At 54.9% G+C, this 26,184-nt stretch carries 24 protein-coding genes; 21 read left to right on the top strand and 3 right to left on the bottom strand.

Annotated features, from left to right (window positions below; genetic code table 11):
• Position 1: 1 nt before the first annotated feature.
• The 19 genes from U9R80_RS20365 to U9R80_RS20275 all read left to right on the top strand — a co-directional run bounded on the left by U9R80_RS20365 (position 2) and on the right by U9R80_RS20275 (position 21,908).
• Positions 2 to 2,209 carry a bifunctional prephenate dehydrogenase/3-phosphoshikimate 1-carboxyvinyltransferase gene (locus tag U9R80_RS20365; RefSeq protein ID WP_301839554.1) on the top strand — a complete coding sequence of 736 codons (2,208 nt, stop codon included), beginning with the start codon at positions 2 to 4 and terminating at the stop codon, positions 2,207 to 2,209.
• A complete protein-coding gene (gene cmk / locus U9R80_RS20360) occupies positions 2,206 to 2,892 on the top strand; it encodes a (d)CMP kinase (protein ID WP_028943676.1) in 687 nt (228 codons plus the stop codon). The genes U9R80_RS20365 and cmk overlap by 4 nt, the downstream gene beginning before the upstream one ends.
• 126 nt (positions 2,893 to 3,018) lie before the next feature.
• The gene (rpsA, locus tag U9R80_RS20355; protein WP_028943677.1) at positions 3,019 to 4,698 is read left to right on the top strand and encodes a 30S ribosomal protein S1; all 1,680 of its coding nucleotides are present in this window, start codon (positions 3,019 to 3,021) and stop codon (positions 4,696 to 4,698) included.
• A 258-nt stretch (positions 4,699 to 4,956) separates the two neighbouring features.
• Complete coding sequence (ihfB, locus tag U9R80_RS20350) at positions 4,957 to 5,253, top strand: integration host factor subunit beta (RefSeq protein ID WP_105641724.1); 297 nt, start codon at positions 4,957 to 4,959, stop codon at positions 5,251 to 5,253.
• Positions 5,254 to 5,276: 23 nt separating this feature from the next.
• Entirely contained in the window at positions 5,277 to 5,510 is a 234-nt protein-coding gene (locus U9R80_RS20345) for a lipopolysaccharide assembly protein LapA domain-containing protein (RefSeq protein WP_301839374.1), read from the top strand.
• Positions 5,511 to 5,834: 324 nt separating this feature from the next.
• Positions 5,835 to 6,890: an LPS O-antigen chain length determinant protein WzzB gene (locus U9R80_RS20340; RefSeq protein ID WP_301839376.1), complete on the top strand. Its 1,056-nt coding sequence runs from the start codon at positions 5,835 to 5,837 to the stop codon at positions 6,888 to 6,890.
• A gap of 663 nt (positions 6,891 to 7,553) precedes the next feature.
• On the top strand, positions 7,554 to 8,642 hold the full coding sequence (gene wecB / locus U9R80_RS20335; RefSeq protein WP_324805252.1) for a non-hydrolyzing UDP-N-acetylglucosamine 2-epimerase: 1,089 nt from the start codon (positions 7,554 to 7,556) through the stop codon (positions 8,640 to 8,642).
• Positions 8,629 to 9,888, top strand: a complete 1,260-nt coding sequence (locus U9R80_RS20330; protein ID WP_301839380.1) for an oligosaccharide flippase family protein — start codon at positions 8,629 to 8,631, stop codon at positions 9,886 to 9,888. The genes wecB and U9R80_RS20330 overlap by 14 nt, the downstream gene beginning before the upstream one ends.
• Complete coding sequence (locus U9R80_RS20325; RefSeq protein ID WP_301839381.1) at positions 9,885 to 11,012, top strand: hypothetical protein; 1,128 nt, start codon at positions 9,885 to 9,887, stop codon at positions 11,010 to 11,012. Before U9R80_RS20330 ends, U9R80_RS20325 begins: the two co-directional genes overlap by 4 nt.
• 10 nt (positions 11,013 to 11,022) lie before the next feature.
• Positions 11,023 to 12,135 (top strand): glycosyltransferase family 4 protein, encoded by a 1,113-nt coding sequence (locus tag U9R80_RS20320; protein WP_301839382.1) that lies wholly within the window; start codon positions 11,023 to 11,025, stop codon positions 12,133 to 12,135.
• On the top strand, positions 12,135 to 13,247 hold the full coding sequence (locus tag U9R80_RS20315; protein WP_301839383.1) for a DUF1972 domain-containing protein: 1,113 nt from the start codon (positions 12,135 to 12,137) through the stop codon (positions 13,245 to 13,247). The genes U9R80_RS20320 and U9R80_RS20315 overlap by 1 nt, the downstream gene beginning before the upstream one ends.
• Before the next feature lie 110 nt (positions 13,248 to 13,357).
• Positions 13,358 to 14,743, top strand: a complete 1,386-nt coding sequence (locus U9R80_RS20310; protein ID WP_301839384.1) for an undecaprenyl-phosphate glucose phosphotransferase — start codon at positions 13,358 to 13,360, stop codon at positions 14,741 to 14,743.
• A gap of 118 nt (positions 14,744 to 14,861) precedes the next feature.
• Positions 14,862 to 16,025 (top strand): O-antigen ligase family protein, encoded by a 1,164-nt coding sequence (locus U9R80_RS20305; protein WP_301839385.1) that lies wholly within the window; start codon positions 14,862 to 14,864, stop codon positions 16,023 to 16,025.
• Between the two features lie 238 nt (positions 16,026 to 16,263).
• Positions 16,264 to 17,643, top strand: coding sequence for an undecaprenyl-phosphate glucose phosphotransferase (locus U9R80_RS20300; RefSeq protein ID WP_301839386.1), 1,380 nt, complete (start codon positions 16,264 to 16,266; stop codon positions 17,641 to 17,643).
• A 118-nt stretch (positions 17,644 to 17,761) separates the two neighbouring features.
• Entirely contained in the window at positions 17,762 to 18,307 is a 546-nt protein-coding gene (gene rfbC / locus U9R80_RS20295) for a dTDP-4-dehydrorhamnose 3,5-epimerase (protein ID WP_301839387.1), read from the top strand.
• 214 nt (positions 18,308 to 18,521) lie between these two features.
• Complete coding sequence (gene rfbB, locus U9R80_RS20290) at positions 18,522 to 19,592, top strand: dTDP-glucose 4,6-dehydratase (RefSeq protein WP_301839388.1); 1,071 nt, start codon at positions 18,522 to 18,524, stop codon at positions 19,590 to 19,592.
• A complete protein-coding gene (gene rfbD, locus U9R80_RS20285; protein WP_301839390.1) occupies positions 19,589 to 20,485 on the top strand; it encodes a dTDP-4-dehydrorhamnose reductase in 897 nt (298 codons plus the stop codon). Before rfbB ends, rfbD begins: the two co-directional genes overlap by 4 nt.
• 5 nt (positions 20,486 to 20,490) lie before the next feature.
• The gene (gene rfbA, locus U9R80_RS20280) at positions 20,491 to 21,372 is read left to right on the top strand and encodes a glucose-1-phosphate thymidylyltransferase RfbA (protein WP_301839392.1); all 882 of its coding nucleotides are present in this window, start codon (positions 20,491 to 20,493) and stop codon (positions 21,370 to 21,372) included.
• 209 nt (positions 21,373 to 21,581) lie between these two features.
• Positions 21,582 to 21,908 (top strand): ComEA family DNA-binding protein, encoded by a 327-nt coding sequence (locus tag U9R80_RS20275; protein ID WP_301839394.1) that lies wholly within the window; start codon positions 21,582 to 21,584, stop codon positions 21,906 to 21,908.
• Between the two features lie 48 nt (positions 21,909 to 21,956).
• Here the strand turns inward: U9R80_RS20275 and U9R80_RS20270 are convergent, their stop codons facing one another.
• Entirely contained in the window at positions 21,957 to 22,124 is a 168-nt protein-coding gene (locus U9R80_RS20270) for a DUF2897 family protein (RefSeq protein ID WP_301839395.1), read from the bottom strand.
• A 177-nt stretch (positions 22,125 to 22,301) separates the two neighbouring features.
• Here U9R80_RS20270 and pyrF point away from each other — a divergent pair, with 177 nt between their 5' ends.
• Positions 22,302 to 23,003 carry an orotidine-5'-phosphate decarboxylase gene (pyrF, locus tag U9R80_RS20265; RefSeq protein WP_301839396.1) on the top strand — a complete coding sequence of 234 codons (702 nt, stop codon included), beginning with the start codon at positions 22,302 to 22,304 and terminating at the stop codon, positions 23,001 to 23,003.
• Here pyrF and U9R80_RS20260 read toward each other — a convergent pair.
• On the bottom strand, positions 22,993 to 23,997 hold the full coding sequence (locus U9R80_RS20260) for an NADP-dependent oxidoreductase (protein ID WP_301839399.1): 1,005 nt from the start codon (positions 23,995 to 23,997) through the stop codon (positions 22,993 to 22,995). The genes pyrF and U9R80_RS20260 overlap by 11 nt on opposite strands.
• Positions 23,998 to 24,227: 230 nt before the next feature.
• Between U9R80_RS20260 and U9R80_RS20255 the strand changes: the two genes are divergently transcribed.
• Positions 24,228 to 24,989: an SDR family oxidoreductase gene (locus U9R80_RS20255; RefSeq protein ID WP_301839400.1), complete on the top strand. Its 762-nt coding sequence runs from the start codon at positions 24,228 to 24,230 to the stop codon at positions 24,987 to 24,989.
• Here U9R80_RS20255 and U9R80_RS20250 read toward each other — a convergent pair.
• On the bottom strand, positions 24,982 to 26,151 hold the full coding sequence (locus tag U9R80_RS20250; protein WP_301839402.1) for an MFS transporter: 1,170 nt from the start codon (positions 26,149 to 26,151) through the stop codon (positions 24,982 to 24,984). The genes U9R80_RS20255 and U9R80_RS20250 overlap by 8 nt on opposite strands.
• Positions 26,152 to 26,184: the final 33 nt, after the last annotated feature.

Raw genomic sequence — 26,184 nt, 5'->3', positions numbered from 1 at the left:
GATCATTGGCAGGCTGGTTGTGGTCGGGCTGGGGCTCATCGGTGGTTCCTTTGCCAAGGGGCTGCGAGAAAGCGGCTTGTGCCGCGAAGTGGTCGGTGTCGACCTGGATCCGCAGTCGCGCAAGGCGGCTGTGGAACTGGGGGTGGTCGATCGCTGCGAAGAGGACCTTGCCTCTGCCTGCATCGGAGCCGATGTCATTCAGTTGGCGGTGCCGATCCTGGCCATGGAGAAACTCCTGGCTCGCCTGGCCCAGCTTGATCTCGGGCGTGCGGTGCTGACCGATGTCGGAAGCGCCAAGGGCAATGTAGTGCGAGCGGCTCGCGAGGCCTTTGCCGAGCGGCTGGCATACTTCGTGCCCGGCCATCCGATTGCCGGCTCCGAACAGAGCGGGGTGGAGGCCTCCAATGCCGCGCTGTTCCGTCGCCATAAGGTCATTCTTACCCCGTTGGCAGAAACCGACCCGGCCGCACTGGGCCTGGTCGATCGTCTGTGGCGTGCACTGGATGCGGATGTCGAGCACATGCAGGTCGAGCGCCACGACGAAGTGCTGGCGGCGACCAGTCACCTGCCGCATCTGCTGGCTTTTGGCCTGGTTGACTCCCTGGCCAAGCGCAATGAAAACCTGGATATCTTCCGTTACGCTGCCGGGGGGTTCCGCGATTTTACAAGAATCGCTGGAAGCGACCCGGTCATGTGGCACGACATCTTTCTCGCCAACCGCGAAGCTGTCCTGCGCACATTGGATACATTTCGCAGCGACCTCGACGCCTTGCGCGACGCGGTCGATGCAGGGGATGGGCACCAATTGCTGGGCGTTTTCACGCGCGCCCGGGTTGCCCGCGAGCATTTCAGCAAAATCCTGGCCCGTCGGGCCTATGTGGACGCTATGAACTCCAACGACCTGATTTTCCTGGCAAATCCTGGTGGCCAATTGTCTGGCCGTATTCGCGTACCAGGCGACAAATCGATTTCCCATCGCTCGATCATGCTGGGCTCTCTGGCTGAAGGCACCACCGAAGTCGAAGGTTTCCTTGAAGGTGAAGACGCCCTGGCGACCCTGCAAGCGTTCCGCGACATGGGTGTGGTCATCGAGGGTCCGCACCATGGTCGTGTGACGATCCATGGTGTGGGCCTCAATGGCCTCAAGCCGCCACCAGGCCCGATTTATCTGGGTAACTCCGGTACTTCGATGCGCCTGCTGTCCGGTTTGCTGGCCGCTCAGCCGTTCGATACCGTGCTGACCGGCGATGCCTCGCTCTCCAAGCGTCCCATGAACCGTGTCGCCAACCCTCTGAGGGAAATGGGTGCGGTGATCGAGACTGCAGCGGAAGGGCGTCCGCCGATGACCATTCGTGGCGGTCACACGCTCAAGGCGCTGACTTATACGCTGCCAATGGCCAGTGCCCAGGTGAAATCCTGCCTGCTGTTGGCAGGCCTGTACGCTGAAGGCAAGACCACCGTCACCGAGCCGGCCCCGACCCGCGATCACACCGAGCGCATGCTGCGTGGCTTCGGTTACAGCGTGAAGGTTGATGGTCCTACTGCTTCTCTCGAGTCGGGCGGCACGTTGACTGCAACTCACATTGAAGTGCCGGCAGATATCTCCTCTGCGGCGTTTTTCCTTGTTGCAGCGTCGATTGCCCAGGGGTCGGAACTGGTCCTTGAGCATGTGGGTATCAACCCGACGCGTACGGGGGTGATTGATATCCTGCGTCTGATGGGGGGCGATATCACCCTGGAGAACCAGCGCGAAGTCGGCGGCGAGCCGGTTGCTGACCTGCGGGTGCGGGGCGCCCAGCTCAAAGGGATCGAGATTCCGGAGCACCTGGTGCCACTGGCCATCGACGAGTTCCCGGTATTGTTCGTTGCTGCTGCCTGCGCTGAAGGCCGTACCGTGCTGCGTGGCGCTGAAGAGCTGCGGGTCAAAGAGTCTGACCGGATTCAGGTGATGGCCGATGGCCTGTTGACCCTGGGTGTAAAATGCGAGCCGACTCCGGACGGTATTATCATTGACGGCGGCCCGATTGGTGGCGGCGAAGTGCACGGCCATGGCGACCATCGTATTGCCATGGCTTTCAGCGTGGCATCGCTGCGCGCCACTGCACCGATTCGCATCCACGATTGCGCCAACGTCGCTACTTCCTTCCCGAACTTCCTGGCCTTGTGCGCCGAAGTCGGGATTCGTGTTGCAGAAGAGGGCAAGTCGTGAACCTGAAAGCGCCAGTCATTACCATCGACGGTCCAAGTGGTTCGGGTAAAGGTACCGTTGCTGGCCTTTTGGCGCGTGAGCTGGACTGGCGTTTGCTTGATTCGGGGGCTCTGTATCGCTTGCTGGCCTTTGCCGCGAGCAATCATGGCGTTGACCTGACCAACGAAGAACTGCTGGTGACGCTGGCTGCGCACCTGGATGTGCAGTTCATCGCCGCAGAGCCTGGCAAATTGCAGCAGATCATCCTCGAGGGTGAGGATGTCAGTAATGTCATTCGTACCGAAACCGTTGGTGCCGGCGCGTCGATGGTGGCTTCGTTGCCAGCGGTACGGGATGCCTTGCTCCAGCGCCAGCGGGCATTTCAGGAAGCGCCAGGGCTGATTGCCGACGGTCGTGACATGGGGACCGTAGTGTTTCCTGATGCGCCGCTGAAGGTTTTTCTGACTGCCAGTGCCGAAGAGCGTGCTCGTCGACGTTACTTGCAGTTGAAGGCCAAGGGTGAAGATGTTAGTCTGTCGAGTCTGCTAGATGAGATTCGTGCGCGTGATGAGCGCGACACCCAGCGCGCAGTGGCCCCGCTCAAGCCGGCGGCCGATGCGATCCAGTTGGATTCCACGGAGTTGTCCATCGAGCAGGTGCTGGAACGTATCAAGAGCGAGATCGCCCTGCGCGATATCGCCTGATAACCAGGGAGGCAAGCAGGGGCACCAGTCAACGTCCTGCTGGCTTTCCTTTTATATGAACGAAACCCACATTGTCTGGAATGTGGCTGATGGGCGTATGTCTCGCCCTAATCTACAGGAATTAAAATGAGCGAAAGCTTTGCAGAACTCTTTGAAGAAAGCCTGAAAACCCTCAATCTTCAGCCGGGTGCGATCATCACCGGTATCGTTGTCGACATCGACGGCGACTGGGTTACCGTACACGCTGGCCTGAAGTCCGAGGGCGTCATCCCGCTCGAGCAGTTCTACAACGAAGCTGGCGAGCTGACCATCAAGGTCGGTGACGAAGTTCACGTTGCGCTGGACGCGGTCGAAGACGGCTTTGGCGAAACCAAACTGTCCCGTGAAAAAGCCAAGCGCGCCGAGTGCTGGATTGTTCTGGAAGCAGCTTTCGCCGCCGAAGAAGTGGTCAAGGGCGTTATCAACGGTAAGGTTAAGGGCGGCTTCACTGTCGACGTTAACGGTATCCGTGCGTTCCTGCCGGGCTCCCTGGTTGATGTCCGCCCAGTGCGCGACACCACCCACCTGGAAGGCAAAGAGCTGGAATTCAAGGTCATCAAGCTGGACCAGAAGCGCAACAACGTTGTCGTTTCCCGTCGCAGTGTCCTGGAAGCCGAAAACAGCGCCGAGCGCGAAGCTCTGCTGGAATCGCTGCAGGAAGGCCAACAGGTCAAGGGTATCGTCAAGAACCTCACCGACTACGGCGCATTCGTGGACCTGGGCGGCGTCGATGGCCTGCTGCACATCACCGACATGGCTTGGAAGCGTATCAAGCACCCATCGGAAATCGTCAACGTTGGCGATGAGATCGATGTCAAGGTTCTGAAGTACGATCGCGAGCGTAACCGTGTATCCCTGGGCCTGAAGCAACTGGGTGAAGATCCATGGGTTGCTATCAAAGCTCGTTACCCAGAAAGCACTCGCGTAATGGCGCGTGTAACCAACCTGACCGACTACGGCTGCTTCGCAGAGCTGGAAGAAGGCGTGGAAGGTCTGGTGCACGTTTCCGAAATGGACTGGACCAACAAGAACATCCACCCTTCGAAAGTCGTACAAGTCGGCGACGAAGTGGAAGTCATGGTTCTAGACATCGACGAAGAGCGTCGTCGTATCTCCCTGGGCATCAAGCAGTGCAAGTCGAACCCATGGGAAGACTTCTCTGGCCAGTTCAACAAGGGCGACAAGATCTCCGGCACGATCAAGTCGATCACCGATTTCGGTATCTTCATTGGTCTGGACGGTGGCATCGACGGCCTGGTTCACCTGTCGGACATTTCCTGGAACGAAGTCGGCGAAGAAGCCGTACGTCGCTTCAAGAAGGGCGACGAGCTGGACACCGTCATCCTGTCTGTTGATCCAGAGCGTGAGCGCATCTCGCTGGGCATCAAGCAGCTGGAAAGCGATCCGTTCTCCGAGTACGTTCAAGCGAACGACAAGGGTGCAATCGTTAAGGGTGTTGTAAAAGAAGTTGACGCCAAAGGCGCCATCATCACCCTGGCCGACGACATCGAAGCCACTCTGAAAGCTTCCGAAATCAGCCGTGACCGCGTTGAAGACGCGCGTAACGTCCTGAAGGAAGGCGAAGAGATCGAAGCCAAGATCATCAGCGTTGATCGTAAGAGCCGCGTGATCAGCCTCTCCATCAAGTCGAAAGACGATGCTGAAGAGCGTGAAGCTATCCAGAGCCTGAAAGAAACTGCTCCGGAAGCTGCTGCTGACACCACCATGGCTGCGCTGCTGCGTCAGGCAATGGCCAAACAGAACTAAGTTCTGCTTGGATAAAAAAAGGGCGACTTCGGTCGCCCTTTTTTGTGTCTGGCGTTTGCTCGTTCTGCCCGCGTTCATGGCTGTAACCCGTGTGCTGGCTGGGTTTGGCGGTTGACGCTGCGGTGTGGGCAAAATGTACTGCTTGGAGGTCGATGCAAGAATCCTCGATTAAGTCAACAGCCGGCCTGTTCAAATCCATCAGGCCATGCTAAAAACAATGAAGCAATGATCTAGCTGCTTGATAAAGAAGGGAAAAATATGACGAAGTCGGAGCTGATCGAACGTATTGTCACCCATCAAGGGCTGCTCTCATCCAAGGATGTGGAGCTGGCCATCAAGACCATGCTTGAGCAAATGTCGCAGTGCTTGGCTACTGGTGATCGGATCGAGATCCGGGGCTTCGGTAGCTTTTCCCTGCATTACCGCGCGCCGCGAGTGGGGCGTAACCCGAAGACTGGTCAATCGGTGAGCCTGGACGGTAAATTTGTACCGCACTTCAAGCCGGGGAAAGAGTTGCGGGATCGGGTGAATGAAGATGAAGGGTCGCAGGTTTAAGGCTGTCTGAAATAGGAATTATTATGCACAACCTTAAGCGTTTGCTGTCGGTTTTGTTCGTGGTTGTAGTGGCTACCGTCATTTTATTGTTTGTGCTTGAAAATCAGCAAACTGTTGCTTTGACGCTGTTCGGTTGGACTGCACCTGAAATGCCAGTGGCGGTGCTGGTTGTGCTGGTGTTGTTGGTTGGTTTGCTGATAGGTCCACTGATAGGTGCGTTTCTCGCTTTGCGAAAAAGGCGTCGCGTCGGCGCGTGAGCCTCAGCTACACAAGCTGAATTGCTGGTGTCCACCATTGGTCAATCATTCAATTTCTACTGCAGTTTTCCGATGGTTGGCGGCGGGCAGGGGGAACCTTGAAGATCGAAGGAAAGTCAAAATCACCTGCATCTTTGGCTGGTCGAGTCAGTTAGGCTGGTGACGATCATTAATAATGATTAATTTTCAGGGTGCAAAAATAAGCAAGGTAATATCTGTCGGTATAGCTGATTTTTGTTTCTCTATTTGAAAGATTGGTTTTTGTTGGGCGCATTGCTGTATAGGTCGTGAATAGTCGATGAAACGGAAGGGAAAGTTAAATAAATGACAAACGCTAAAGAACGTTTGATTGAAGACGAAAATGATTTGGTCGAGTTGCTCAAAGGTTTGTGGCAGCAAAGGATTGTTATTTTTACTGTGGCTGCTGTTATTACTCTTTCTGCAGTTGTGTATGTGTTGTTGGCTACACCTGTTTACGAGTCAAAGGTGTTTATCGAGCCGCCCACGCAAAACGATATCGCGCACTTAAATAGTGGGCGCGGCGCGGATACTGGGCTTGAGGTTATTACGATCAAGAATGTCTACGACGTTTATCTGAGGCGCCTGCAGTCTGAGTCTTTGCGTCGTAGTTTTTTTCAGAAAGTCTACTTGCCTTCGCTGCCTGAAGAGAAGCGAAAGGGGTCGCAGGATAAGCTGTATAACGATTTTAACAAGGTGCTGACTGTGGCTGTTGCGGCCAAGGACACTCCTGACCGCTTCGTTGTGAGCGCTAATGCTGAACTTCCGCAGCGTGCAGCTGAGTGGGTCGTGGATTACGCTAGAAAAGCCGGAGACTTGGCTAAAAAAGAAGTGCTTACTAATGTCAAGAGTGACGCGACGGTCAAGGCTAATAACCTGCAACAGCAAGTCACGATCGCCCAGGAAAGTATGCGTAAACAGCGTGAGGATGAGGTTGTGCAGTTGCAGGAAGCGCTGGTCGTGGCCAGGTCGATTGGTTTAGAAAGGCCGTTGATTATTTCCAGTAGTTTTTCCACGAGCTCACCTGCTATGACCGAGGGCTCGATGGCTTATATGCGGGGCAGCAAGGCGCTGGAAGCGGAAATCAATAACCTGAAAAGCCGGAAGTCTGATGACCCTTTCATCGAAAAAATCAGACCAAAAGAGGCTGCCTTGGCCTTCTACCGTGGCTTGAGTGTTGACCCGAAAGTGATCGAAGTTTACCGGCAGGATGGTGTCGTAGAGCTGTCGGATCAGCCTGTTAAGCCTAAGAAGTTGTTGGTAGTGGTGTTGGCGCTGGTGATAGGGAGCATGCTGGGGTTGGTGCTGGGTTTTGTTCGCAACTTGTTGCTCAAGACGCCTGTTTCTCTGCGTTCGTCGTAACGATTTCGTGGCAGGTTGAAAGAATGCGGCTTCACCTTCAGGGTGGCTTCGTGGTGCTGAAAATGTCACAATCCTTTCCTCGGTATCTGCCCGGAATGGTGGGCGCTAGTCAGTGGCGATGAGTCAGTGCATCATCATTGCTGCTGATTGAGCCGCTCAAACTCATACGATCGGGCTTCGTTGTGGTGAGCATTAAGTATTTCGGTTTTGATCTCTCTAAAGTCGACTTTTTCTCAGTGGTGGCGAATTTGTGGGGGCAGCAATGGCCCGCGATGGCGCGTGCATGCCTCGACGAAAAATGTGCAAATCAAGATCAAGCCGATGCTTGTGTTGGGTATGTGCCTTCTTCAGTTGATGTGCTCCGCTGCGCCTTGGCGGCTGGCCGCTTCGCGATCCTGGGAGGGCACTCGGAACCCTATTCCTGTGTCGAATCCGCCGATGAGCTACCTGAAAATTTGGCTTTGACTGCGTCAGCAGCCCTAACAGTCTCGTCTACTGCGTTCTGCTCAAGCAGATCATATGCGAGCAACGCTTACAGTTATCGAGCATGATCACCGAATTACGATAGTAAAATAGAATTTATTGTTGAGTCAGAAGCCGACTCAAGGAGCATTTTACGTGAAGACCCTGTGTGTATTTGGCACTCGACCTGAAGCAATAAAGATGGCGCCTTTGGTTCTTGCGCTCGCGAGCGATAAGCGTTTCGAGGCAAAGGTTTGCGTCACAGGGCAGCACAGGGAAATGCTCGATCAGGTTCTGGACTTATTTTCCATCGAGCCAGATTTCGACTTGAGCATCATGAAGCCAGGTCAAGATCTCACCGACGTGACCGCGGCAATTTTGCAGGGTATGAAGACGGTATTTAGCCAGTTCAAACCTGATGTGGTGCTGGTACATGGTGATACGGCCACTACGTTTGCAGCAAGTTTAGCGGCTTACTACGAGCAGATCCCTGTCGCTCATGTGGAAGCAGGTCTACGTACAGGAAATATTTATTCTCCATGGCCAGAAGAAGCAAATCGCAAACTGACCGGTGCCTTGGCCAACTTGCATTTCGCGCCTACCGAGACCTCTCGGGCTAATCTGTTGCGTGAAGGCATTGATCCGCAAAGTATTTTGGTTACCGGTAATACAGTCATCGATGCGCTGCTGGATGTGGTCGAACGTTTGGAAGAGGATGTAGAGCTGCGGGTCGAGGCGGCTGCACCTTCTGCGTTCGTTGAAGCTGAGCGAAAGGTGATTTTGGTCACTGGGCACCGTCGTGAGAGTTTTGGTGGTGGTTTTGAAAGAATTTGCGAGGCTCTTAGGGCAGTAGCGTGTCAACACCCGGATGTTGATATTGTTTATCCAGTACACCTGAATCCGAATGTACGAGAGCCGGTCAATCGGCTGCTTTCCGGTATCGACAATATCCACTTGATAGCACCGTTGGATTACTTACCCTTTGTTTATTTGATGAGTCGTTCCCACATTATTTTGACTGACTCTGGTGGTATTCAGGAGGAGGCTCCGTCTCTCGGGAAACCGGTGTTGGTTATGCGCGACACCACTGAGCGTCCTGAGGCGGTTGCTGCGGGTACGGTGAAACTAGTAGGCACGGATTCGGAAAATATCGTTCGCGAGCTCGATCATCTACTGACTGATTCAGCGTACTACAACGAAATGAGTTATGCGCATAATCCCTACGGTGACGGCAAGGCGTGTGCACGTATCGCCGAGGCACTATACGGTTTTAAAAATGCCGCTCGTTAGCCGCTGGCTGGAAAGTGATTTGGGAAGGGTTGTGCGTAACTCTTCCTATTTGCTATGTGTGCATGGCGGAAATTACGTTGTTCCCTTGGTAGTCCTCTTTTATCTCGTCAAGATTCTGGGGGTCGAGTCTTTTGGTGTCTACGCAATTTGTGCTGCTGTTGCCGCCTATGTTCAAGTGATTATTGATTATGGTTTTTCTCTAACCGGATGCCGGGCGGTGGCGCAGAATAAAGGAGACCTGCGCTTTGTCTCGGGCGTATTTTGGGAGGTTTTGCTTTCCAAGCTCCTGGTTGCCAGTCTGGTCTTATTGGTCTGCGTGTTATGTTTCTGGTTGATTGGATTGGATCAGAATATCTTCCTGCCAGCAGTTTTATCCGCCGTTTTTGTGTCGTTAACTCCAGTTTGGTTCTTTCAGGGACTTGAGTCGTTTCGTGGAGTCACATTTTTCAATGTGACGGGTAAAGTGCTTTCTTGTATTCCGGTTGTGCTGTTGGTGAAGGGGCCGGGAGATTTGTATGTTGTATTTTATTCGCAAGCGTTTTTTGCGTTTCTTGTGATGCTGGTAGTATATTTTCATACTTTTCAGGCTGGGCTTGTGCTCAAGTTGCCGCTGGCGGACTTGAATGTCGGGCGGCAGTTGCGAGAGGGCTGGCATATTTTCTCGGCAACACTGTCATCGATGGTGATTACCAATGGGGGTACGTTGTGGTTGGGGGCAAACTATCCCAGCTCGGTAGTTGGGGTGTACGCCAGCGTCGAGCGTATCGTCAAGGCCGTCAGCAGTCTGTTTGTTCCATTGAGTCAGGCAATTTATCCAATCAATAGCCGTGCGTTCGGAGCAGGGGTCAAGGTCGGGCTTCGCTCGGTGCTGCTCACGGGAGGTGCCTTTACGACAGTGGGCGTTTTTGTTGCGCTTGCTTTTCTGCTGTCATACTCGTTCTTCTTGGATTTTTTTAATTATCCTGAGCAAAGCTTTACATATTTCAAGCTGTTTTCAGCTTGGATTGTGATGGGGGTTATCAACAACGTGTTGGGCACTCAGTTGTTGACTGCGGGTGGTCATCCTCGTGTCTACGCAAAATGCTTTTATGTAACGGCGCTGGTTTTTGTCGCAGCGGCCTACGTGATGATTGGTGCCTATGCCGGGTTGGGTGCGGTCTATTCGCTTCTGGTCGCAGAAGCCGTATTGTCGATGCTCTTGCTGCTATCGAGTGTCATGGTTTTCAGGCGAGAAGGCTTTAGATGAAGCGGCGAAGTGCAGAAGTTTTTCTACTATCTCTTTTGGTTTTTTTCTCATTGGGAAACACCTTTGTTCCGTTTGGTGGGGACAAGCTGAGTTTTCTGCTGTTCGGCCTGGTCGTTGCGCTGGGAGGATTCCGCACTGCCAGTTTCTACAGCAGACGGTTTCTAGTAATCGCGCTGTTTTCTGCGCTTTGGTTTCTGGTGTTTTTGATGTCTGCCGGAAAGTTGTCGACGAAATCTGATTTTTACCTAGTTCTATTTTTCTTCGCAGTTACCTCACTGGTGGTTTTGTTTATCCCCAATCAGCGTTCAGACTTGTCGGTGTGTTTTATCTATCCGCTAACGACTCACGCACTCGCTGGTGTGGCCTTACTGGGTGCTTCCTATACTCTGGGATTGAATGAATGGGTGGAGCCGCTGTGGGGTAAGGGAATGCCGGATGTATACGCCGCTAAAGGTTTTGCGACGACTCCTCAAACCTACTCGACCCTGTCGTCCCTTGCACTTATCATGCTGCTGTATTTCGGCTCGACAATTCGTGGAGGGATGAAGCTACTGATTGGACTGGCTAATACGCTGGCGATCTTTACGTCGCTCAATAGGGTCTGGATGTTGTTCTTGACCTTGCTGGTAGGGGGGCGAGTTATCAGGAACGTGGTGACTTTTCCGCTGGCTGTGGTTGCAGTAGCCCTGTTTGTCATTGCGTTTTCTGATGTGCTGGTATTTTCAGGAACGATTTCTTCACGATTTGAAATGATGGAGCTGTTAATAGATTTTTTCGATCGGCAGAATACAATCGCTATGCTGTTCGGAGACCCATTTTATGAGGGGGTTTACTTTCAACTGCATGGGACTGATTTTTATTATGTAGAGTCCGGACCTTTCTTTGTTGCGCTAAATTTTGGTTTGGTCGGGTTGCTGGTTGTCTATGGCTTTTTCGTTGCGTGGCTTTTTTATCTGCTACCGCATTCGAGATTTTTATTTTTCTTCTCGGCCTATTACCTCCTTTTTGTTCAGGTGGCGACGCACGAGTTTTTGTCTATTTCGTTCTGGTTGTATTGGATTGTATCGATATTGATTGTTCGGCATCTGCGGAGTCGGCGGGCTAAGACGGACATGGCTAATTAGAGGTGTAGGGATGAAAGTGCTTTTTTGTGTTCGTCATAATTTTCACAGTTCGCCAGGCGGGGCACAGATACAGATATTGAAAACCAAAGCGGGCTTGGAGAAGCTTGGTGTTCACTGCGATTTGACTACAACACCCTATGGTGTTGACTATGCAGCCTATGACATTTTGCACTTGACTGATTTGACTTGGATCTACGATATCCTCGAATACCTTCAAGAGATTCAGCGGAGCGGGTGCTCAACCAAAAGGGTGCTATCTACCATCTATTGGCCTTTTGACGACTATGCGGCCAACGGCGCGCCCCCCCTTCAATCATTGGTCTATCGCCTCTTCGGTGTTGGTGGTTTTGAACGTGCCAAGGCAGCTGCAAAATTTTTGCTGCGGCGGGAAAAAATTTACCTGAAGGGTGTTTTTAATAACTACATTGATACACAGCGCAAGATTGTCCAGTCGGTGGACATGTTGTTGCCTAACTCCGAGTTAGAGTTCGAGGCGCTTGCATCGAGGTTGAACGTCAAGAAGCCGAGTTACAGAGTTATCAATAACGCAGTAGACACAAATGTTTTCGACGCAGTTGCTGCTGCAAAAATTAACCGACGCAATGACCTAGTCACGTTCGTTGCGCGCATTGACGCTCGAAAGAACCAATTGGGATTCCTGCGTTCGGTGATGAACGAAACGTTTACCATTCGCTTTATTGGTAATCCTGGGCCGAACAGCGAAGGGTATTTCGAGAAACTCAAGGCCTTGGCTAAACGTCGAGGCAATGTCGAGTTTTTCTCTCACCTGTCACAGGAAGAAGTCTTCCGGCATATGCTCGAAGCCAAGGCAAATGTGTTGACCAGCTGGATTGAGACCCCTGGCTTGGTCAGCTTGGAAGCAGCCTACGCCGGTTGTAATATTGTCGTCTCGGCCAAGGGCTCGGTTAAAGATTATTTCAGGGGTTATGCATACTATTGCGACCCTGCTGATGAAGTATCAATGCGTTCGGCCGTTAACCTGGCGCTGAGCAATGACTATAATCCGCAAATACGTGAACTTATAAGCTCGGAATATAGTTGGGAATATGCAGCAAAGCAGACATTGCATGCCTACCATTCAGTTTTGAACGGATCGAATTGATGAGTACTCGTAGCCTCACTGTCCTGGGGATCAGGGGTGTGCCCGCCCAGCATGGCGGTTTTGAAACTTTTGCTGAAAAACTAGCCCCCTACCTTGTCGCTCAGGGGTGGCAAGTTACTGTCTATTGCCAGGAAGATGGCGAGGGCGCCATTTGGGAAAGTTACTGGGAGGGGGTGCGGCGCATTCACATTCCTGTTCGTCAAGCGGGTGCCACAGGCACTATCGTATTTGACTGGAAGGCTACATGTCATGCGCTTTCCCAGCGTGGACTATTTTTGACATTGGGTTACAATACTGCAATTTTTAACTTGCTACAACGGCTCAAAGGTCAAGTCAACGTTATCAACATGGATGGCATTGAGTGGCGCCGAGAGAAGTGGGGAATAGTCGCCAAAACCTGGTTTTGGCTGAATGAGCGAGCAGGGTGCTGGATTGGTAACCATCTGGTCGCCGATCATCCCAAGATCAAGGATCACCTTGCTACCCGTGTATCGGCCGAGAAAATCACCATGATTCCCTATGGTGGTGATGAAGTGCTTGCAGCAGATGCCGGTCTGCTGGATCGTTTTGTTCTACAACCCGGTCAGTTCTCCGTCATCATTGCACGGCCAGAGCCCGAGAACTCTTTCTTGGAAATGGTTCGAGCGTTCAGTGCCAAGACCCGTAATCACCGTCTGGTGGTGTTGGGCAACTTCAACCCCCAGTTAAATGCCTACCACCGCCAGGTGATGGACGCAGCTAGTAGCGAGGTGTTATTTCCAGGCGCGATCTACGAAGCGCCGGTCGTCCAGGCGTTGCGTTATTTCAGTCGTTTTTATTTGCATGGTCACCGTGTTGGCGGCACGAACCCTTCGTTGGTCGAAGGGTTGGGGGCAGGTTGCGCAGTGATCGCGCACGACAACCATTTCAATCGTTGGGTGGCAGGACCTGAAGCCGCATATTTTGCCAATGAAGGTGCCTGCGAGGCGCTATTTGATCGATTGCTGGTCGATGAAGAGGCCGTAGCGGCGATGAAGTCCGCAAGTCGCAACCGCTTCCTTGAGCGGTTCACCTGGGGGCGTATTCTGCAAGAGTATGAGAGCTTGTTAATCGACTGGCATCCAAGCAAATAGCGGTTTGTGCCACGAGCATCGTAAATACCCACTGGCTTCCAGGGGCATAAAGCGGTCTGCAGAACCGCAGTATCATAAGACTTCACATTACAGGGAACCGTGACTAAGTCATGCTTAACACAACGCGTTACCAGCCTACCTTTGCCGAACGCTATCCAGTGGCAATGGTTGCCGCGATTGCAGATTTTCTACTGGTAGTCAGTGCAGCTCATCTGGCGCACTGGTGGCGATTCGACGTCTGGCAGCTCTCCAGCAGTTACCCATTTGCCGTTATGATCAGCGCATTGGTGGTGATGATCAGCCTGTGGGGCAGTGGCTTGTACGGGTCTTGGCGTGGTAAGTCGATTGGCAGCCAACTGGGCAGGATGTACCTTGGCTGGCTGGTGGCCATTGGAGCCCTGCTAAGCGTTGCATTCTTTCTGAAACTTTCGGAAGAGTTTTCACGCCAGTGGTTCCTGTACTTTGTCGCGACCGGCAGTGCCTTCACTGCTGCCTTTCGCATCATGATGTTTCTCGGCCTTCGGCAGTTGCGTTCTTCGGGGCGAAATCTCAAGTCAGTATTGCTGGTTGATGCCGGTGGCAGCACCGCCCTGCAATTGCACAGTGGTACGGCGCTGGATGAAGACGGTTTCCGGGTTGCGTGCAGATTACCTTTTTCCATTAATCCGGACTGGTTGGATCTTCTGGTCAGCCTAGTGGACGAGAAGGCGGTGCATGAAGTTTGGTTGTGCTTGCCGCTGTCGGCAGATACAACCCTGCGTTCCGTTATGTATGCGTTACGTCACCATACGGTAGCAGTGCGCTTCATGCCGGAACTGGGCGACCTACCGTTACTGAACCACAAGGTCAGTAATATTGCAGGGGTCTACTCGCTCGACCTCAGTTGCAGCCCGATGGACGGGCCGGCGGCAACTCTCAAGCGCATCGAAGATATTGTCATCGGTGGCGTAATATCCTTGCTGATCTTGCCGGTGTGCCTGTGCATTGCACTGGCAATCAAACTCTCCTCCCCAGGGCCAGTGGTGTTCAAGCAATACCGGACGGGCATCAATGGGCGAAAATTCAAGGTGTACAAATTCCGCTCCATGGTCGTACATCAGGAGGGCGGGGGGGATGTGACTCAGGCGACGCGCAATGATCCGAGGGTGACACGCATTGGTGCATTCTTGCGTCGTACAAGCCTCGATGAGCTACCCCAGTTCTTCAACGTATTGCAAGGACGCATGTCGATCGTTGGGCCGCGCCCACATGCCCTGGCGCATAACGACTACTACAAGGACCTTGTCGAATCGTACATGCAGCGCCATAAGGTAAAGCCGGGGATCACCGGTTGGGCGCAGGTTAACGGATACCGGGGGGAAACCGACACGCTGGACAAGATGCAAAAGCGGGTGGAGTGCGATCTATGGTACATTGACAACTGGACCTTGGCCTTAGATATCAAGATTATTTTTTGGACTGTGTTCAAAGGGTTTACTGGAAAAGCAGCCTATTGATTAACAGGTTAGGAGCGCGTCCTAGCCGATGGCGGAGAGTTGTGTGTCAGATCGATTGAGTTGCCTTATCGGTGGGGGGAAGTGGGAGCGTGCACTGTGTTGGGCTCTCGCGCTAGGCGTGTTCATTTTGGTCAGCGGGTATGTCTGGTTTGAATCTGGAAGTGCACGTAACGCTCAGGTGTATATCTGGCTGCTCTTGCCCGCACTAGTGTACGGGGTGTGCGTTGCTCTCGTGCGCAGGTCAATCCGAATTTCCTTCGAGTACTACCCTTGGCTGTTGATGTTGGCCTGGATGGCACTGAGCACGCAATGGGCGACTGGCGCCGAAGCCCCACTGTCGTTGGCCAAGCGTGGCCTATACATGGCGTGTTTTCTGTTGGCAGTAAAGATGTTGCATGACCGCGATGCGCAACTTTTACTAAACGCGATTTTATGCGCGGTGGTTGTGGTTGCAGCAGGTGCCTTGATCACGATTGTTTATCAGTTTCTCTGGTTGGGTCAGCCTTTGGAATATCGAGCTTATAGGCTCTACCGCTTGGGTATTGGGGACATTGCCGACTACGGCTGGCCGGTTGTTGCAGGTATTTTTCATGGGTCTGTGGCTGTCTGGGCGCTGGGCGTCGCCTTGGAGCGGCGCACATCCTTGCTGCGTGCACTTTTCTGGCTGGCAGTTTTCGGGGTACTGACGATCTATGTACTACTTACTTACACACGAGGCGCTTGGTTTGCACTGTTAGGCGCAGCAGGGATGGTTGTTCTGTTGCAGCGTTCCAAACGAGGCTGGTGGCTGACGGGGGGCGGAGCATTGCTGTTGACGTTGGCGATTTTCCATTTTTGGGATCGTTTGTTGATAGAAGTGCAGGTGCGACAGCTCTCTGGGCGTGGACCTATCTGGGAGTACTTCTTCCAACTGATGCCTGGCCACTGGCTATTCGGTTATGGATTGGGTACACCGTTCGAGTACAAATGGCCAACACAGGACGCTGTTTCGCCGCATGCTCATAGTCTCTACTTGCAGCAGATCTACGACAGTGGGCTAGTGTCGGTGGCGTTGATGGCCGCAGGGTTGCTGGTGGTAGGTTTGAAGGCCTGGAAGCTGCGCGATGATCCTTTTGTGCGCCTGGCGGTGCCGGTGCTTGTTTTCGCGCTCATTGCTATGCTCACGGATGTCGAGCGGATCTATAGCCGTCCGGGGACCTATTGGACAGTGTTTTGGCTGCCCCTGGCTGTTCTTTTGGCGCGCCCAGTACGGCCGGGCGATCGCCATGCGAGCTCCTGTTAGATTTGTTGAGCTAGTTTAGATGTGTTTCTAATGCTCACCCAGGCCTAAAACACCTGAGCTACCTGGGTGGGTGGTTTACGGGAAAGTTTCACACCGTGTGGCTATGGTCGGCTTCGCGGGTGAGTCGCCAACTCCAGCGGTTTCGGCATTTCAGCGGATGAAACGTATGCCAAGGCAGGGGGCTGGGGACGGAGTATTGCAGGCTAAGCCTCACACACAGCGGGGAATACTCCATAACATGCCAACCACTCACAGGTACCAACCTACTTTCGCAGAGCGCTATCCGGTTCCTTTTTTCATCGCCTTGATGGACATGATCATTGTCTTTGTCGCGGGGTTGTTTGCCTATCATTACCGCTTTAGCCAGTTTGACATGTCTGGCCGCTACAATACGGCGGTCACGGTTACGGCTGTTGTGGTTGTGGTTTGTCTGGCTCTGGGGGGGGGCTACGGTTCGCAACGGGGCCAGCCAATCTGGCGTCAGTTGAGCATCCTGATAGTTTGCTGGCTCTCTGCCGCAGGCATTTTGATGTCGTTGACATTCTTGCTAAAAGTCTCCAGTAACTACTCACGTATATGGTTCAGCGTAATGATGTTGACGGGCGGTTCCTTGTCCCTGCTGCTGCGCCTCGCAGTATTCTTGCTGTTGCGGCGTGTGCGAGGCTCCGGGCGGAACTTGAAGCATGTACTGTTGGTTGATGTTGTTGGGCAGTCTGCCAATCAGTTGAGCAGCGGGCAAACGCTCGCAGAAGACGGTTTCCATATCGCCGAAAATCTTGCGTTTAGCCAAGACATCGGTTGGTTGGATTTACTGGCTGAAAAAGTCGACAAGTCTGGTGTTCATGAGGTCTGGCTTTGCCTACCGCTAAGCGATGGCGGAGCTATCCGTTCTATTCTCTTTGCTTTGCGCCATCATACTGTCGCCGTCAGGTTCATTCCTGACTGGGGTGATATTCGTTTGCTCAACCATAAGGTAAGTTATATCGCCGGACTGTACTCGCTTGACCTAAGTTGCAGTCCAATCGATGGCCCGATTCGGGTTGTGAAGCGGGCAGAAGATCTGTTAGTTGGCGGCCTTATTAGCCTGTTAATTCTTCCTGTCTGCTTGGTTATAGCTCTGGCCATCAGGGTCAGCTCGCCGGGGCCGATCCTGTTCAAACAGTATCGTACGGGGATTAATGGCAGGCGCTTCAAGGTCTACAAGTTCCGCTCGATGGTGGTTCATTGCGAAGGGAGGGTAACCCAGGCTTCCCGTAATGATGCACGAGTGACGAGGGTCGGCGCTTTTTTGCGGCGCACCAGTCTTGACGAATTGCCCCAGTTCTTTAACGTATTGCAAGGACGTATGTCGATCGTAGGGCCGCGCCCGCATGCACTGGAGCACAATGAATATTACAAAGAGTTGGTAGAGTCCTATATGCAACGGCACAAGGTTAAACCTGGTATTACTGGCTGGGCTCAAGTCAGTGGTTATCGGGGTGAAACAGAAACGTTAGATAAAATGCAAAAGCGTGTCGAGTACGATCTTTGGTACATCGATAACTGGTCGTTGGGATTGGATTTGAAAATCATCCTGATGACGATTTTCAAAGGATTTATAAACAAGAATGCCTACTGAAACAACAAAGACGAGGCGCGCATTATGGGTTTTTACAGAGCTGGCAGTGCGCGATGTGAACTGGTCAGTTGTGGTTTGCCTATTTTAATCAATTGCACAATATAATTTGGTGATTTTTGTGAAAGCCACCTCACTTGCTATTTCTGACGTTATTCTCTTTGAACCTCGCGTATTTGGTGATGATAGAGGATTCTTCTTCGAAAGCTTCAATCAGCGGGTTTTCGAGGACGCTGTCGGACGGCGCGTAGAGTTTGTACAGGACAACCATTCCGCATCTGCCAAAGGCGTACTGCGTGGATTGCACTACCAGATTCAGCAGCCCCAAGGCAAACTGGTGCGGGTGGTTGAGGGCGAAGTGTTCGACGTCGCAGTCGATCTACGGCGTTCGTCAGCCACCTTCGGCAAGTGGGTGGGCGCCCGTCTTTCGGCGCAGAACAAGCATCAGCTCTGGGTTCCAGAAGGATTTGCCCATGGTTTCGTGGTGCTCAGTGAGCGGGCTGAGTTTCTCTACAAAACGACTGATTTTTATGCGCCAGCCCACGAACGTTGCCTTACATGGAACGACCCGCAGGTCGCTATTGATTGGCCATTGAACGAACAACCACAGTTATCAGATAAAGATAAACTGGGCAAGCTGCTGGCAGAGGCTGAGTGTTTCGACTGAATGTTCCTAACGCACCTCTCCAGCAAACGACCCGTTTTAGCAGTACAATGCCACTCGCGAAGCCTAGCGCCTGGTAAGTGCTGGATCCCTGGTTTTCCAAGCGAAGTGTGGTGGGCCTGCTCCGAATCCTTTCAAGGGCGTTGAGCGCAGCAGGCCGTGCCTGGCCAGGATATTCCGCCATCACTCTTACGAAACTACTGAAAAGATCAGAAAAATGACTATCTTAGTAACTGGCGGAGCCGGCTTCATCGGCGCCAACTTTGTTCTGGACTGGGTAGCTCAATCAGATGAGCTCGTCATCAACCTGGACAAGCTGACTTATGCGGGCAATTTGCAGAGTCTGGCTTCCATCGATGGCAACCCCAGGCATCTCTTCGTTCACGGCGATATTGGCGACACGATGCTTGTGGTGCGGTTGTTGGCCGAGCATCAACCTCGTGCAGTGATCAATTTCGCCGCCGAATCGCATGTCGACCGTTCGATCCATGGCCCGGAAGATTTCATCGAGACCAACATTGTCGGCACTTTCCGTCTGCTGGAAGCGGTACGTGGCTTTTGGAAAGCACTTCCTGATGACGCACAGCAGGCTTTTCGCTTCCTGCATGTTTCCACTGACGAAGTCTACGGCTCCCTCGCTACCAATGAGCCCGCGTTCACCGAGACGCACCGTTACGAGCCCAACAGCCCCTACTCGGCAAGCAAGGCGGCAAGCGATCATCTCGTTCGCTCGTACCACCACACCTACGGTTTGCCGGTACTCACCACCAATTGCTCGAACAACTATGGGCCGTATCACTTCCCGGAAAAACTCATCCCGTTGATGATCGTCAACGCCTTGGGGAATAAAGGGCTACCGGTCTACGGTGATGGTCAGCAGATCCGCGACTGGCTTTACGTCAAGGACCACTGCAGCGCTATCCGCCGCGTGCTGGAGGCTGGCAGGGTCGGCGAAGTCTATAACGTTGGCGGTTGGAACGAAAAGCCAAACCTGGAAATTGTCAATCGCATTTGCGCGCTCCTGGACGAACTGCGCCCGCGCGCTGACGGGAAATCCTACAGCGAACAGATCACGTTCGTAACGGACCGCCCTGGCCATGACCGCCGCTACGCCATCGACGCTCGTAAATTGGAACGGGAGCTGGATTGGAAGCCGGCAGAAACCTTCGAGACGGGGATTCGCAAGACGGTCGAGTGGTACCTGGGTAACTGGCAGTGGGTGGAAAACGTCCAATCCGGCAGTTACCGCGACTGGGTCGAGAAAAACTACGGTGAGCGCGCCGAATGAAGATCCTCCTGCTCGGTAAGAATGGCCAGGTAGGCTGGGAGCTGCAGCGCAGCCTAGCGCCGCTGGGCGAGCTCTTGGCGCTGAGCTCCAAATGTGAAGACCATTGTGGTGATCTGGCGGATCTACAGGGGTTGGCAGAGACGGTCCGGTCTTGGGCACCCGATGTCATTGTCAATGCCGCCGCGTATACCGCTGTCGACAAGGCTGAATCCGAGCAGGCTCATGCCGACAGAGTCAATGCGCAGGCCGTTGAGGTACTGGCACAGGCAGCGGCGCGCTCTGGCGCGCTGTTGGTTCATTATTCCACTGACTACGTCTTCCCTGGCAATGGTTGCACGCCATGGCGGGAAGTGGACGCAGTTGGACCGTTGAATGTCTATGGTCAGACAAAGCTGGCAGGTGAGCGTGCCATCCAGTCATCCGGATGCCCGCACCTGATCTTCCGCACTTCCTGGGTCTTCGCGGCGCGAGGCAATAACTTCGCCAAGACCATGCTGCGCCTGGCCACCGAGCGTGACACGCTCGGGGTGATCGATGATCAGTTTGGTGCTCCGACAGGCGCAGAGCTGATTGCTGATGTCACCGCCCATGCCATTGTTGCATGGCGTGCCAAGCCGGCGTTGAGCGGGCTTTACCATCTTGCGGCAGGGGGCGAAACCACCTGGTGTGGATATGCGCGTTTCGTCCTCGGGCTGGCCGAGGAGGCGGGTGTCTCGTTGAAGGTGAAGGCTGATGCAGTCAAGGCATTGACTACCGACGACTATCCAACGCCGGCAAGCCGCCCGGCCAACTCACGACTCGATACCCATAAACTTGAACAGGTTTTCGGACTCCAGCTTCCGGACTGGCGCTTGGGCGTCGCAAGGATGCTGACGGAAATACAAGGGAAATAACGGCAATGAAACGTAAAGGCATCATTCTGGCAGGCGGCTCGGGTACCCGGCTGCACCCTGCAACGTTGGCGATCTCCAAGCAGCTCTTGCCGGTTTACGACAAACCGATGATCTACTACCCCTTGACTACGCTCATGCTGGCGGGCATCCAGGACATCCTGATCATTTCAACTCCGCAAGACACGCCGCGTTTCGAGCAGTTGCTGGGCGATGGCCACCAGTGGGGTCTGAACATTTCCTATGCCGTCCAGCCGTCTCCTGACGGGTTGGCACAGGCCTTCATCATTGGTGAACAGTTCATTGGCAACGATCCTTCGGCGCTGGTGCTGGGCGATAACATCTACTACGGCCACGACTTCCAGTTGTTGCTGAGCAATGCGAACAGTCGGGCCGCGGGCGCAAGCGTATTTGCCTACCATGTGCACGATCCTGAGCGCTATGGCGTGGTCGAGTTCGACGCGCAGGGTACAGCTATCAGCCTCGAAGAAAAGCCAGAACAACCGAAGTCCAGCTATGCCGTGACGGGGCTGTATTTTTATGACCAGGACGTGGTCGAGATCGCCAAGGGCATCAAGCCGTCGGCACGGGGTGAACTTGAGATCACCGATGTAAACCGGGCCTACCTTGAAAACAACAGCCTTTCGGTTGAAATCATGGGGCGCGGTTACGCATGGCTGGATACCGGAACTCATGACTCGTTGCTGGAAGCGAGCCAATACATCGCTACCATCGAGCGCCGTCAAGGCTTGAAGGTTGCTTGCCCGGAAGAAGTTTCGTTCCGCCAGGGCTGGATAAGCGCTGAGCAACTCGAGAGGCTTGCAGCACCGCTCTCAAAAAATGGCTACGGACAATATTTGAAGCGTTTGTTGCAGGACAAAGTCTACTGATTGGCGCCATCGCCGGCCTGTTCACGGGCCGGTGATTTGCCCAGCTTGTTGTGAGTCAGGGCTCAGGGACCGCGATCGTCTTGAAGTGATATCAGATTGATTTGGAAACGACTCTCTGTCCCTACTGGTTTGACTCTTCCACCCTTGGGTCTAGATTTCAGATGCAGCCAAGGAAACGCTGCCCCTGAAACCCCAAGGAGTGTCACAGTATGCGTAATACCGTTCTGTCCTACCTGCTACTTCCCTTGTTCGCGAGCATTTGCTTATCCGCTGGCGCTGCGCCAAGCGCATCTCCAGCGAGCACGCCGGCTCCCATTGTCGCAACCCAGCAGGGTTCCGCTCTACTCGATCTGAACAGCGCCGATGCCGATGCCCTGCAAGCCACGCTGATCGGTATTGGAAAAACCAAGGCTCAAGCCATTGTGGCCTATCGAGACGAACATGGTGCCTTTGCATCCGTGGATGAACTGCTTGAGATCAAAGGCATTGGCAAGGTCTTGCTCGATCGCAATCGCGACAAGTTGACGGTCGACTAGCTTGATCTTTTGGCCGGTTCCCGCCGGCCTTCTTGCCGTACACAGACTTCAGCGATCCTCGGCATCCTTTGCATCCATCTCCGCATTGCGCTCATGGATGCGTTTAAGCTGTTCCTCGGTCAACGGTAGTTTTTTCGCGGTGTCGCGCAACAGCATCAGCCCGCCAACGATCGAGCCAATGGCCAGCACCAAAATCAACCAAGCATACCAGGGCATAGCATTCTCCTCTGAGCGACGAATGATGGCGAACCTGTAATTTCGAGCCGCAGCATCATTCATTAGTTCAATTATAGGCGTGGCTGGCCTGGCAGACCAATTGCGATCACCGGCCCCCCACAAGCGCGCGCATCGTTTACAATGCGCGCCGTTCAAGACTTGCCAAGAGACCAGCCCATGTCCGCCTGCCAGACGCCCATCATCGTCGCCCTGGATTTCCCTACCCGTGAAGCCGCCCTGAAGTTGGCCGATCAGCTTGATCCCGCCCTTTGCCGGGTAAAGGTTGGCAAGGAGCTTTTCACCAGCAGCGCGTCGGGCATTGTCGAAACGCTGGTCGAGAAGGGCTTCGAGGTGTTCCTCGACCTTAAATTCCACGACATTCCCAACACCACCGCCATGGCCGTTAAAGCGGCAGCGGAAATGGGTGTATGGATGGTCAATGTGCACTGCTCCGGTGGCATGCGCATGATGGCCGCTTGCCGTGAAGAGTTGGCCAAGCGTAGCGGGCCGCAGCCGTTGTTGATTGGTGTGACCGTACTGACCAGCATGGAGCGTGAGGACCTGGCCGGTATCGGTCTGGATATCGAGCCCCAAGAGCAGGTATTGCGCTTGGCTGCCCTGGCCGAAAAAGCCGGCATGGACGGGCTGGTGTGTTCGGCCCTGGAAGCCCCCGCGCTTAAGGCCGCGCACCCGTCCCTGCAGCTGGTGACCCCGGGCATCCGTCCGGCGGGCAGCGCCCAGGATGACCAGCGCCGCATCCTTACCCCGCGCCAGGCCCTGGATGCTGGCTCCGACTACCTGGTGATCGGGCGCCCGATCAGCCAGGCTGCGAATCCAGCTCAGGCGCTGGCTGACGTGGTTGCCCAGATTAGGGCTTGAGAACCAGCTTGCCGAAGTTTTCCCCGCTGAACAGCTTGAGCAGTGTTTCGGGGAAGGTTTCCAGGCCCTCGACGACGTCTTCCTTGCTTTTCAGTTTGCCGGTTGCGAGCCAACCGGCAATCTCCTGCGCGGCTTTGCCGTAGTTGGCGGCATGATCCATCACCACAAAGCCTTCCATTCGCGCACGGCTCACCAGCAGTGACAGGTAGTTGGCCGGTCCTTTGACGGCCTGCTTGTTGTTGTACTGGCTGATCGCGCCGCAGATCACCACTCGCGCCTTGAAGTTCAGACGGCTGAGCACAGCATCGAGGATGTCGCCGCCGACGTTGTCGAAGTAGACGTCCACACCTTTGGGGCATTCGCGCTTGAGGCCCTCCAGCACGTCCTCGGCCTTGTAGTCGATGACGCCGTCAAAGCCCAACTCGTCCTTGAGGTACTGGCATTTTTGCTCTCCGCCAGCAATGCCGACCACCCGGCAGCCTTTGATCTTGGCAATCTGCCCGGCAATGCTCCCGACGGCCCCGGCAGCCCCGGAGATCACCACGGTTTCGCCGGATTTCGGCGCACCAACGTCAAGCAAGGCGAAGTAGGCGGTCATGCCGGTCATGCCCAGGGCCGAGAGATAGCGCGGCAGCGGCGCCAGTTTCGGGTCGATCTTGTAGAAGCCTTGGGGCTCCCCCAGGAAAAAATCCTGCACGCCCAGCGGGCCGTTGACGTGATCGCCTACGGCAAAGCCCGGATGTTTGGAGGCGATCACTTCACCCACGCCCAGCGCGCGCATGACGTGTCCGAGTCCAACCGGAGGAATGTAGGATTTGCCTTCGTTCATCCAGCCACGCATGGCCGGGTCCAGGGACAGGTACAGGTTCTTGACCAGCACCTGGCCTTCGCCGGGCTCACCGACAGGGACTTGCTCGAAAGTGAAATCGTCACGACTGACCGCTCCGACAGGGCGCTTGGCGAGGAGGAAACGGCGATTGGTGTGGGAGGTCATGGCTGGGCTCTCGCGTTAAGGGCAAAGCTTGTTGATAGACCTTGAAAGGCATTCCGGCAAGGCATACCCGCTTGGCGAATGCAGAGTGATCCATCGGGGTGATTCAAACCTGCCTCGATAATAACCCGAGCCGATGACCCTCCAACCGGCACCCTGATGATGCTGCCAAACAGGGGCCGTCGCTGACTAGACTCCTGGCCACAGACCTCACAATGTTGCAGGAGCTAGCGATGAGCATGACTTTTTCCGGCCAGGTTGCCCTGGTCACCGGTGGCGCTGCGGGTATCGGCCGGGCGACTGCCCAGGCGTTCGCTGCCGAAGGTTTGAAGGTGGTGGTGGCGGACCTCGATAGCGCAGGTGGCGAGGGTACGGTCGAGCTGATCCGCGCCGCCGGCGGCGAGGCGGTGTTCGTGGCCTGCAACGTAACGCGCGAGGCTGATGTCCAGCAGTTGCTGGCGCGTACGGTCGAGGCGTACGGGAGGCTTGACTATGCCTTCAACAATGCCGGCATCGAGATCGAGCAAGGGCGACTGGCCGAAGGGAGCGAAGCTGAGTTCGACGCGATCATGGGCGTCAACGTCAAGGGCGTGTGGCTGTGCATGAAACACCAGTTGCCGCTGATGCTGGCTCAGGGCGGCGGTGCGATCGTCAACACTGCTTCGGTGGCCGGTCTCGGTGCGGCGCCGAGGATGAGCATCTACAGCGCCTCCAAGCATGCGGTGATCGGCCTGACCAAATCGGCGGCCATCGAGTACGCGAAGAAGAAAATCCGTGTCAATGCCGTGTGCCCGGCGGTGATCGACACTGACATGTTCCGCCGCGCCTACGAGGCCGATCCGCGCAAGGCCGAGTTTGCGGCCGCCATGCATCCGGTGGGACGTATTGGCAAGGTTGAGGAAATTGCCAGCGCAGTGCTGTATTTGTGCAGCGACGGTGCCGCGTTCACCACCGGCCAGGCGCTGGCCGTTGATGGAGGCGCTACCGCTATTTAACCGGCGTCATAGCGGGTGACGGCAGGTTTTTATGGCTGCGCAGCAGGATCAGGCCGACCATCAGGCAGCCGACCAGCAGCACTACGCCAAACACCACCAAGGCCGAGCTGGCGCCAAGGCGATCAACCAACAGGCCGGTCAGGATCACCGGAAGGCTGAAGCCCAAGTAGGCCAACAGGAAAAAGCCTGCGCTCGCGCGGGTTTTTTCCTCTCCGGCCAGATGGTTCACCGCCGATAGGCCGCTCAGGTAGATAAAGCCATAGCAGGCACTGCTGGCGACAACGGTGCCCAGCAGTACGGCGATCAGCTCGCCACGATCAGCGCCCCAGGCCAGCAGCGCATAGCTGCAGGGCAGCACCATCAGCCCGATCAGCGTGGCGCGAACCGGCGACAACCGACGAGCCCAGGGTTGGAACAGCAAGCCACAACTGATCACGCAGAACGTCGAAAACCCCGCCCAGTTGGCCAGGCCGTGTTGCTTCAGGATTGACGGCAACAAGGCAATGACCAGTCCCACACAAGCCCACGCCAGCAGAATGGCCAGGCCGTAGGCCAGGCTGCCGGCCGGGTAGAAGGGCAGGCGCAAGAGTGGCGCGCGCGTTGCCGGGCGCTGGTCGGGCAGGCGCCAGACAGCCAGCATGGCCAGGCAAGCCAGCAGCAGGTGCAGGTAGAAGCTGCCGGGCTTGAGGCTCGGGCCGTTGAGCAAAAACACGCTGGTCAGCGCCGCACCCAGGCCAAAGCCTAGCGAGGTGCTGGCCGTGACCCAGGACGCGGCACGGTGATTATCGTCGCGGTGCATCAGCTCACTCATGTACGCGGTGCCGGTGGCGGACGCCAGCGCGGTACCGATGCCGAGCAGCAATCTCGCCAGCCCCAGGGTTTGCAGGCTGGGTGCCAGCAGCATCGTCAGTGTGGCGAGGATGGAAAGGCCCAGGGCGACGAGGATCAACGCTCGACGGCCAACCCGGTCGGCGAGGCCGCCAAGCAACAACAGCACCGGCAGCACGCCCAGCACATAAGCCGAGAAGGCAATCGCAGTGGCGCCGGCGCCGTAGCCGGACAGTTCGGCGTACGCCGTATACAGCGGTGCCTGCAGATTGACCGCGAAGGTGATCAGGCACAGGGCAAAGGCCAGCAGGGCAGGGTTACGCTGGGAGGGCATGGGGGGCTCCTTGATGATGGCACGACTATCCGG

The organism is Pseudomonas sp. JQ170C, from assembly GCF_035581345.1.
In the GTDB taxonomy this organism is placed as follows: Bacteria; Pseudomonadota; Gammaproteobacteria; order Pseudomonadales; family Pseudomonadaceae; genus Aquipseudomonas.
Note: the sequence above shows the minus strand (reverse complement) of the source record. Positions and strands in the feature narration are given on the sequence as shown.

Bases quoted from the DNA above. Each gene is read 5' to 3' on its own strand.
- U9R80_RS20320 (WP_301839382.1), top strand. From the start codon at position 11,023: ATGAAAGTGCTTTTTTGTGTTCGTCATAATTTTCACAGTTCGCCAGGC.
- U9R80_RS20270 (WP_301839395.1), bottom strand. From the start codon at position 22,124: ATGCCCTGGTATGCTTGGTTGATTTTGGTGCTGGCCATTGGCTCGATC.
- rfbD (WP_301839390.1), top strand. From the start codon at position 19,589: ATGAAGATCCTCCTGCTCGGTAAGAATGGCCAGGTAGGCTGGGAGCTG.
- U9R80_RS20255 (WP_301839400.1), top strand. From the start codon at position 24,228: ATGAGCATGACTTTTTCCGGCCAGGTTGCCCTGGTCACCGGTGGCGCT.
- U9R80_RS20275 (WP_301839394.1), top strand. From the start codon at position 21,582: ATGCGTAATACCGTTCTGTCCTACCTGCTACTTCCCTTGTTCGCGAGC.
- rfbA (WP_301839392.1), top strand. From the start codon at position 20,491: ATGAAACGTAAAGGCATCATTCTGGCAGGCGGCTCGGGTACCCGGCTG.
- U9R80_RS20325 (WP_301839381.1), top strand. From the start codon at position 9,885: ATGAAGCGGCGAAGTGCAGAAGTTTTTCTACTATCTCTTTTGGTTTTT.
- U9R80_RS20310 (WP_301839384.1), top strand. From the start codon at position 13,358: ATGCTTAACACAACGCGTTACCAGCCTACCTTTGCCGAACGCTATCCA.
- U9R80_RS20250 (WP_301839402.1), bottom strand. From the start codon at position 26,151: ATGCCCTCCCAGCGTAACCCTGCCCTGCTGGCCTTTGCCCTGTGCCTG.
- U9R80_RS20315 (WP_301839383.1), top strand. From the start codon at position 12,135: ATGAGTACTCGTAGCCTCACTGTCCTGGGGATCAGGGGTGTGCCCGCC.
- U9R80_RS20260 (WP_301839399.1), bottom strand. From the start codon at position 23,997: ATGACCTCCCACACCAATCGCCGTTTCCTCCTCGCCAAGCGCCCTGTC.
- U9R80_RS20330 (WP_301839380.1), top strand. From the start codon at position 8,629: ATGCCGCTCGTTAGCCGCTGGCTGGAAAGTGATTTGGGAAGGGTTGTG.
- wecB (WP_324805252.1), top strand. From the start codon at position 7,554: ATGGCGCCTTTGGTTCTTGCGCTCGCGAGCGATAAGCGTTTCGAGGCA.
- pyrF (WP_301839396.1), top strand. From the start codon at position 22,302: ATGTCCGCCTGCCAGACGCCCATCATCGTCGCCCTGGATTTCCCTACC.
- rpsA (WP_028943677.1), top strand. From the start codon at position 3,019: ATGAGCGAAAGCTTTGCAGAACTCTTTGAAGAAAGCCTGAAAACCCTC.
- U9R80_RS20300 (WP_301839386.1), top strand. From the start codon at position 16,264: ATGCCAACCACTCACAGGTACCAACCTACTTTCGCAGAGCGCTATCCG.
- U9R80_RS20345 (WP_301839374.1), top strand. From the start codon at position 5,277: ATGCACAACCTTAAGCGTTTGCTGTCGGTTTTGTTCGTGGTTGTAGTG.
- ihfB (WP_105641724.1), top strand. From the start codon at position 4,957: ATGACGAAGTCGGAGCTGATCGAACGTATTGTCACCCATCAAGGGCTG.
- rfbB (WP_301839388.1), top strand. From the start codon at position 18,522: ATGACTATCTTAGTAACTGGCGGAGCCGGCTTCATCGGCGCCAACTTT.
- U9R80_RS20340 (WP_301839376.1), top strand. From the start codon at position 5,835: ATGACAAACGCTAAAGAACGTTTGATTGAAGACGAAAATGATTTGGTC.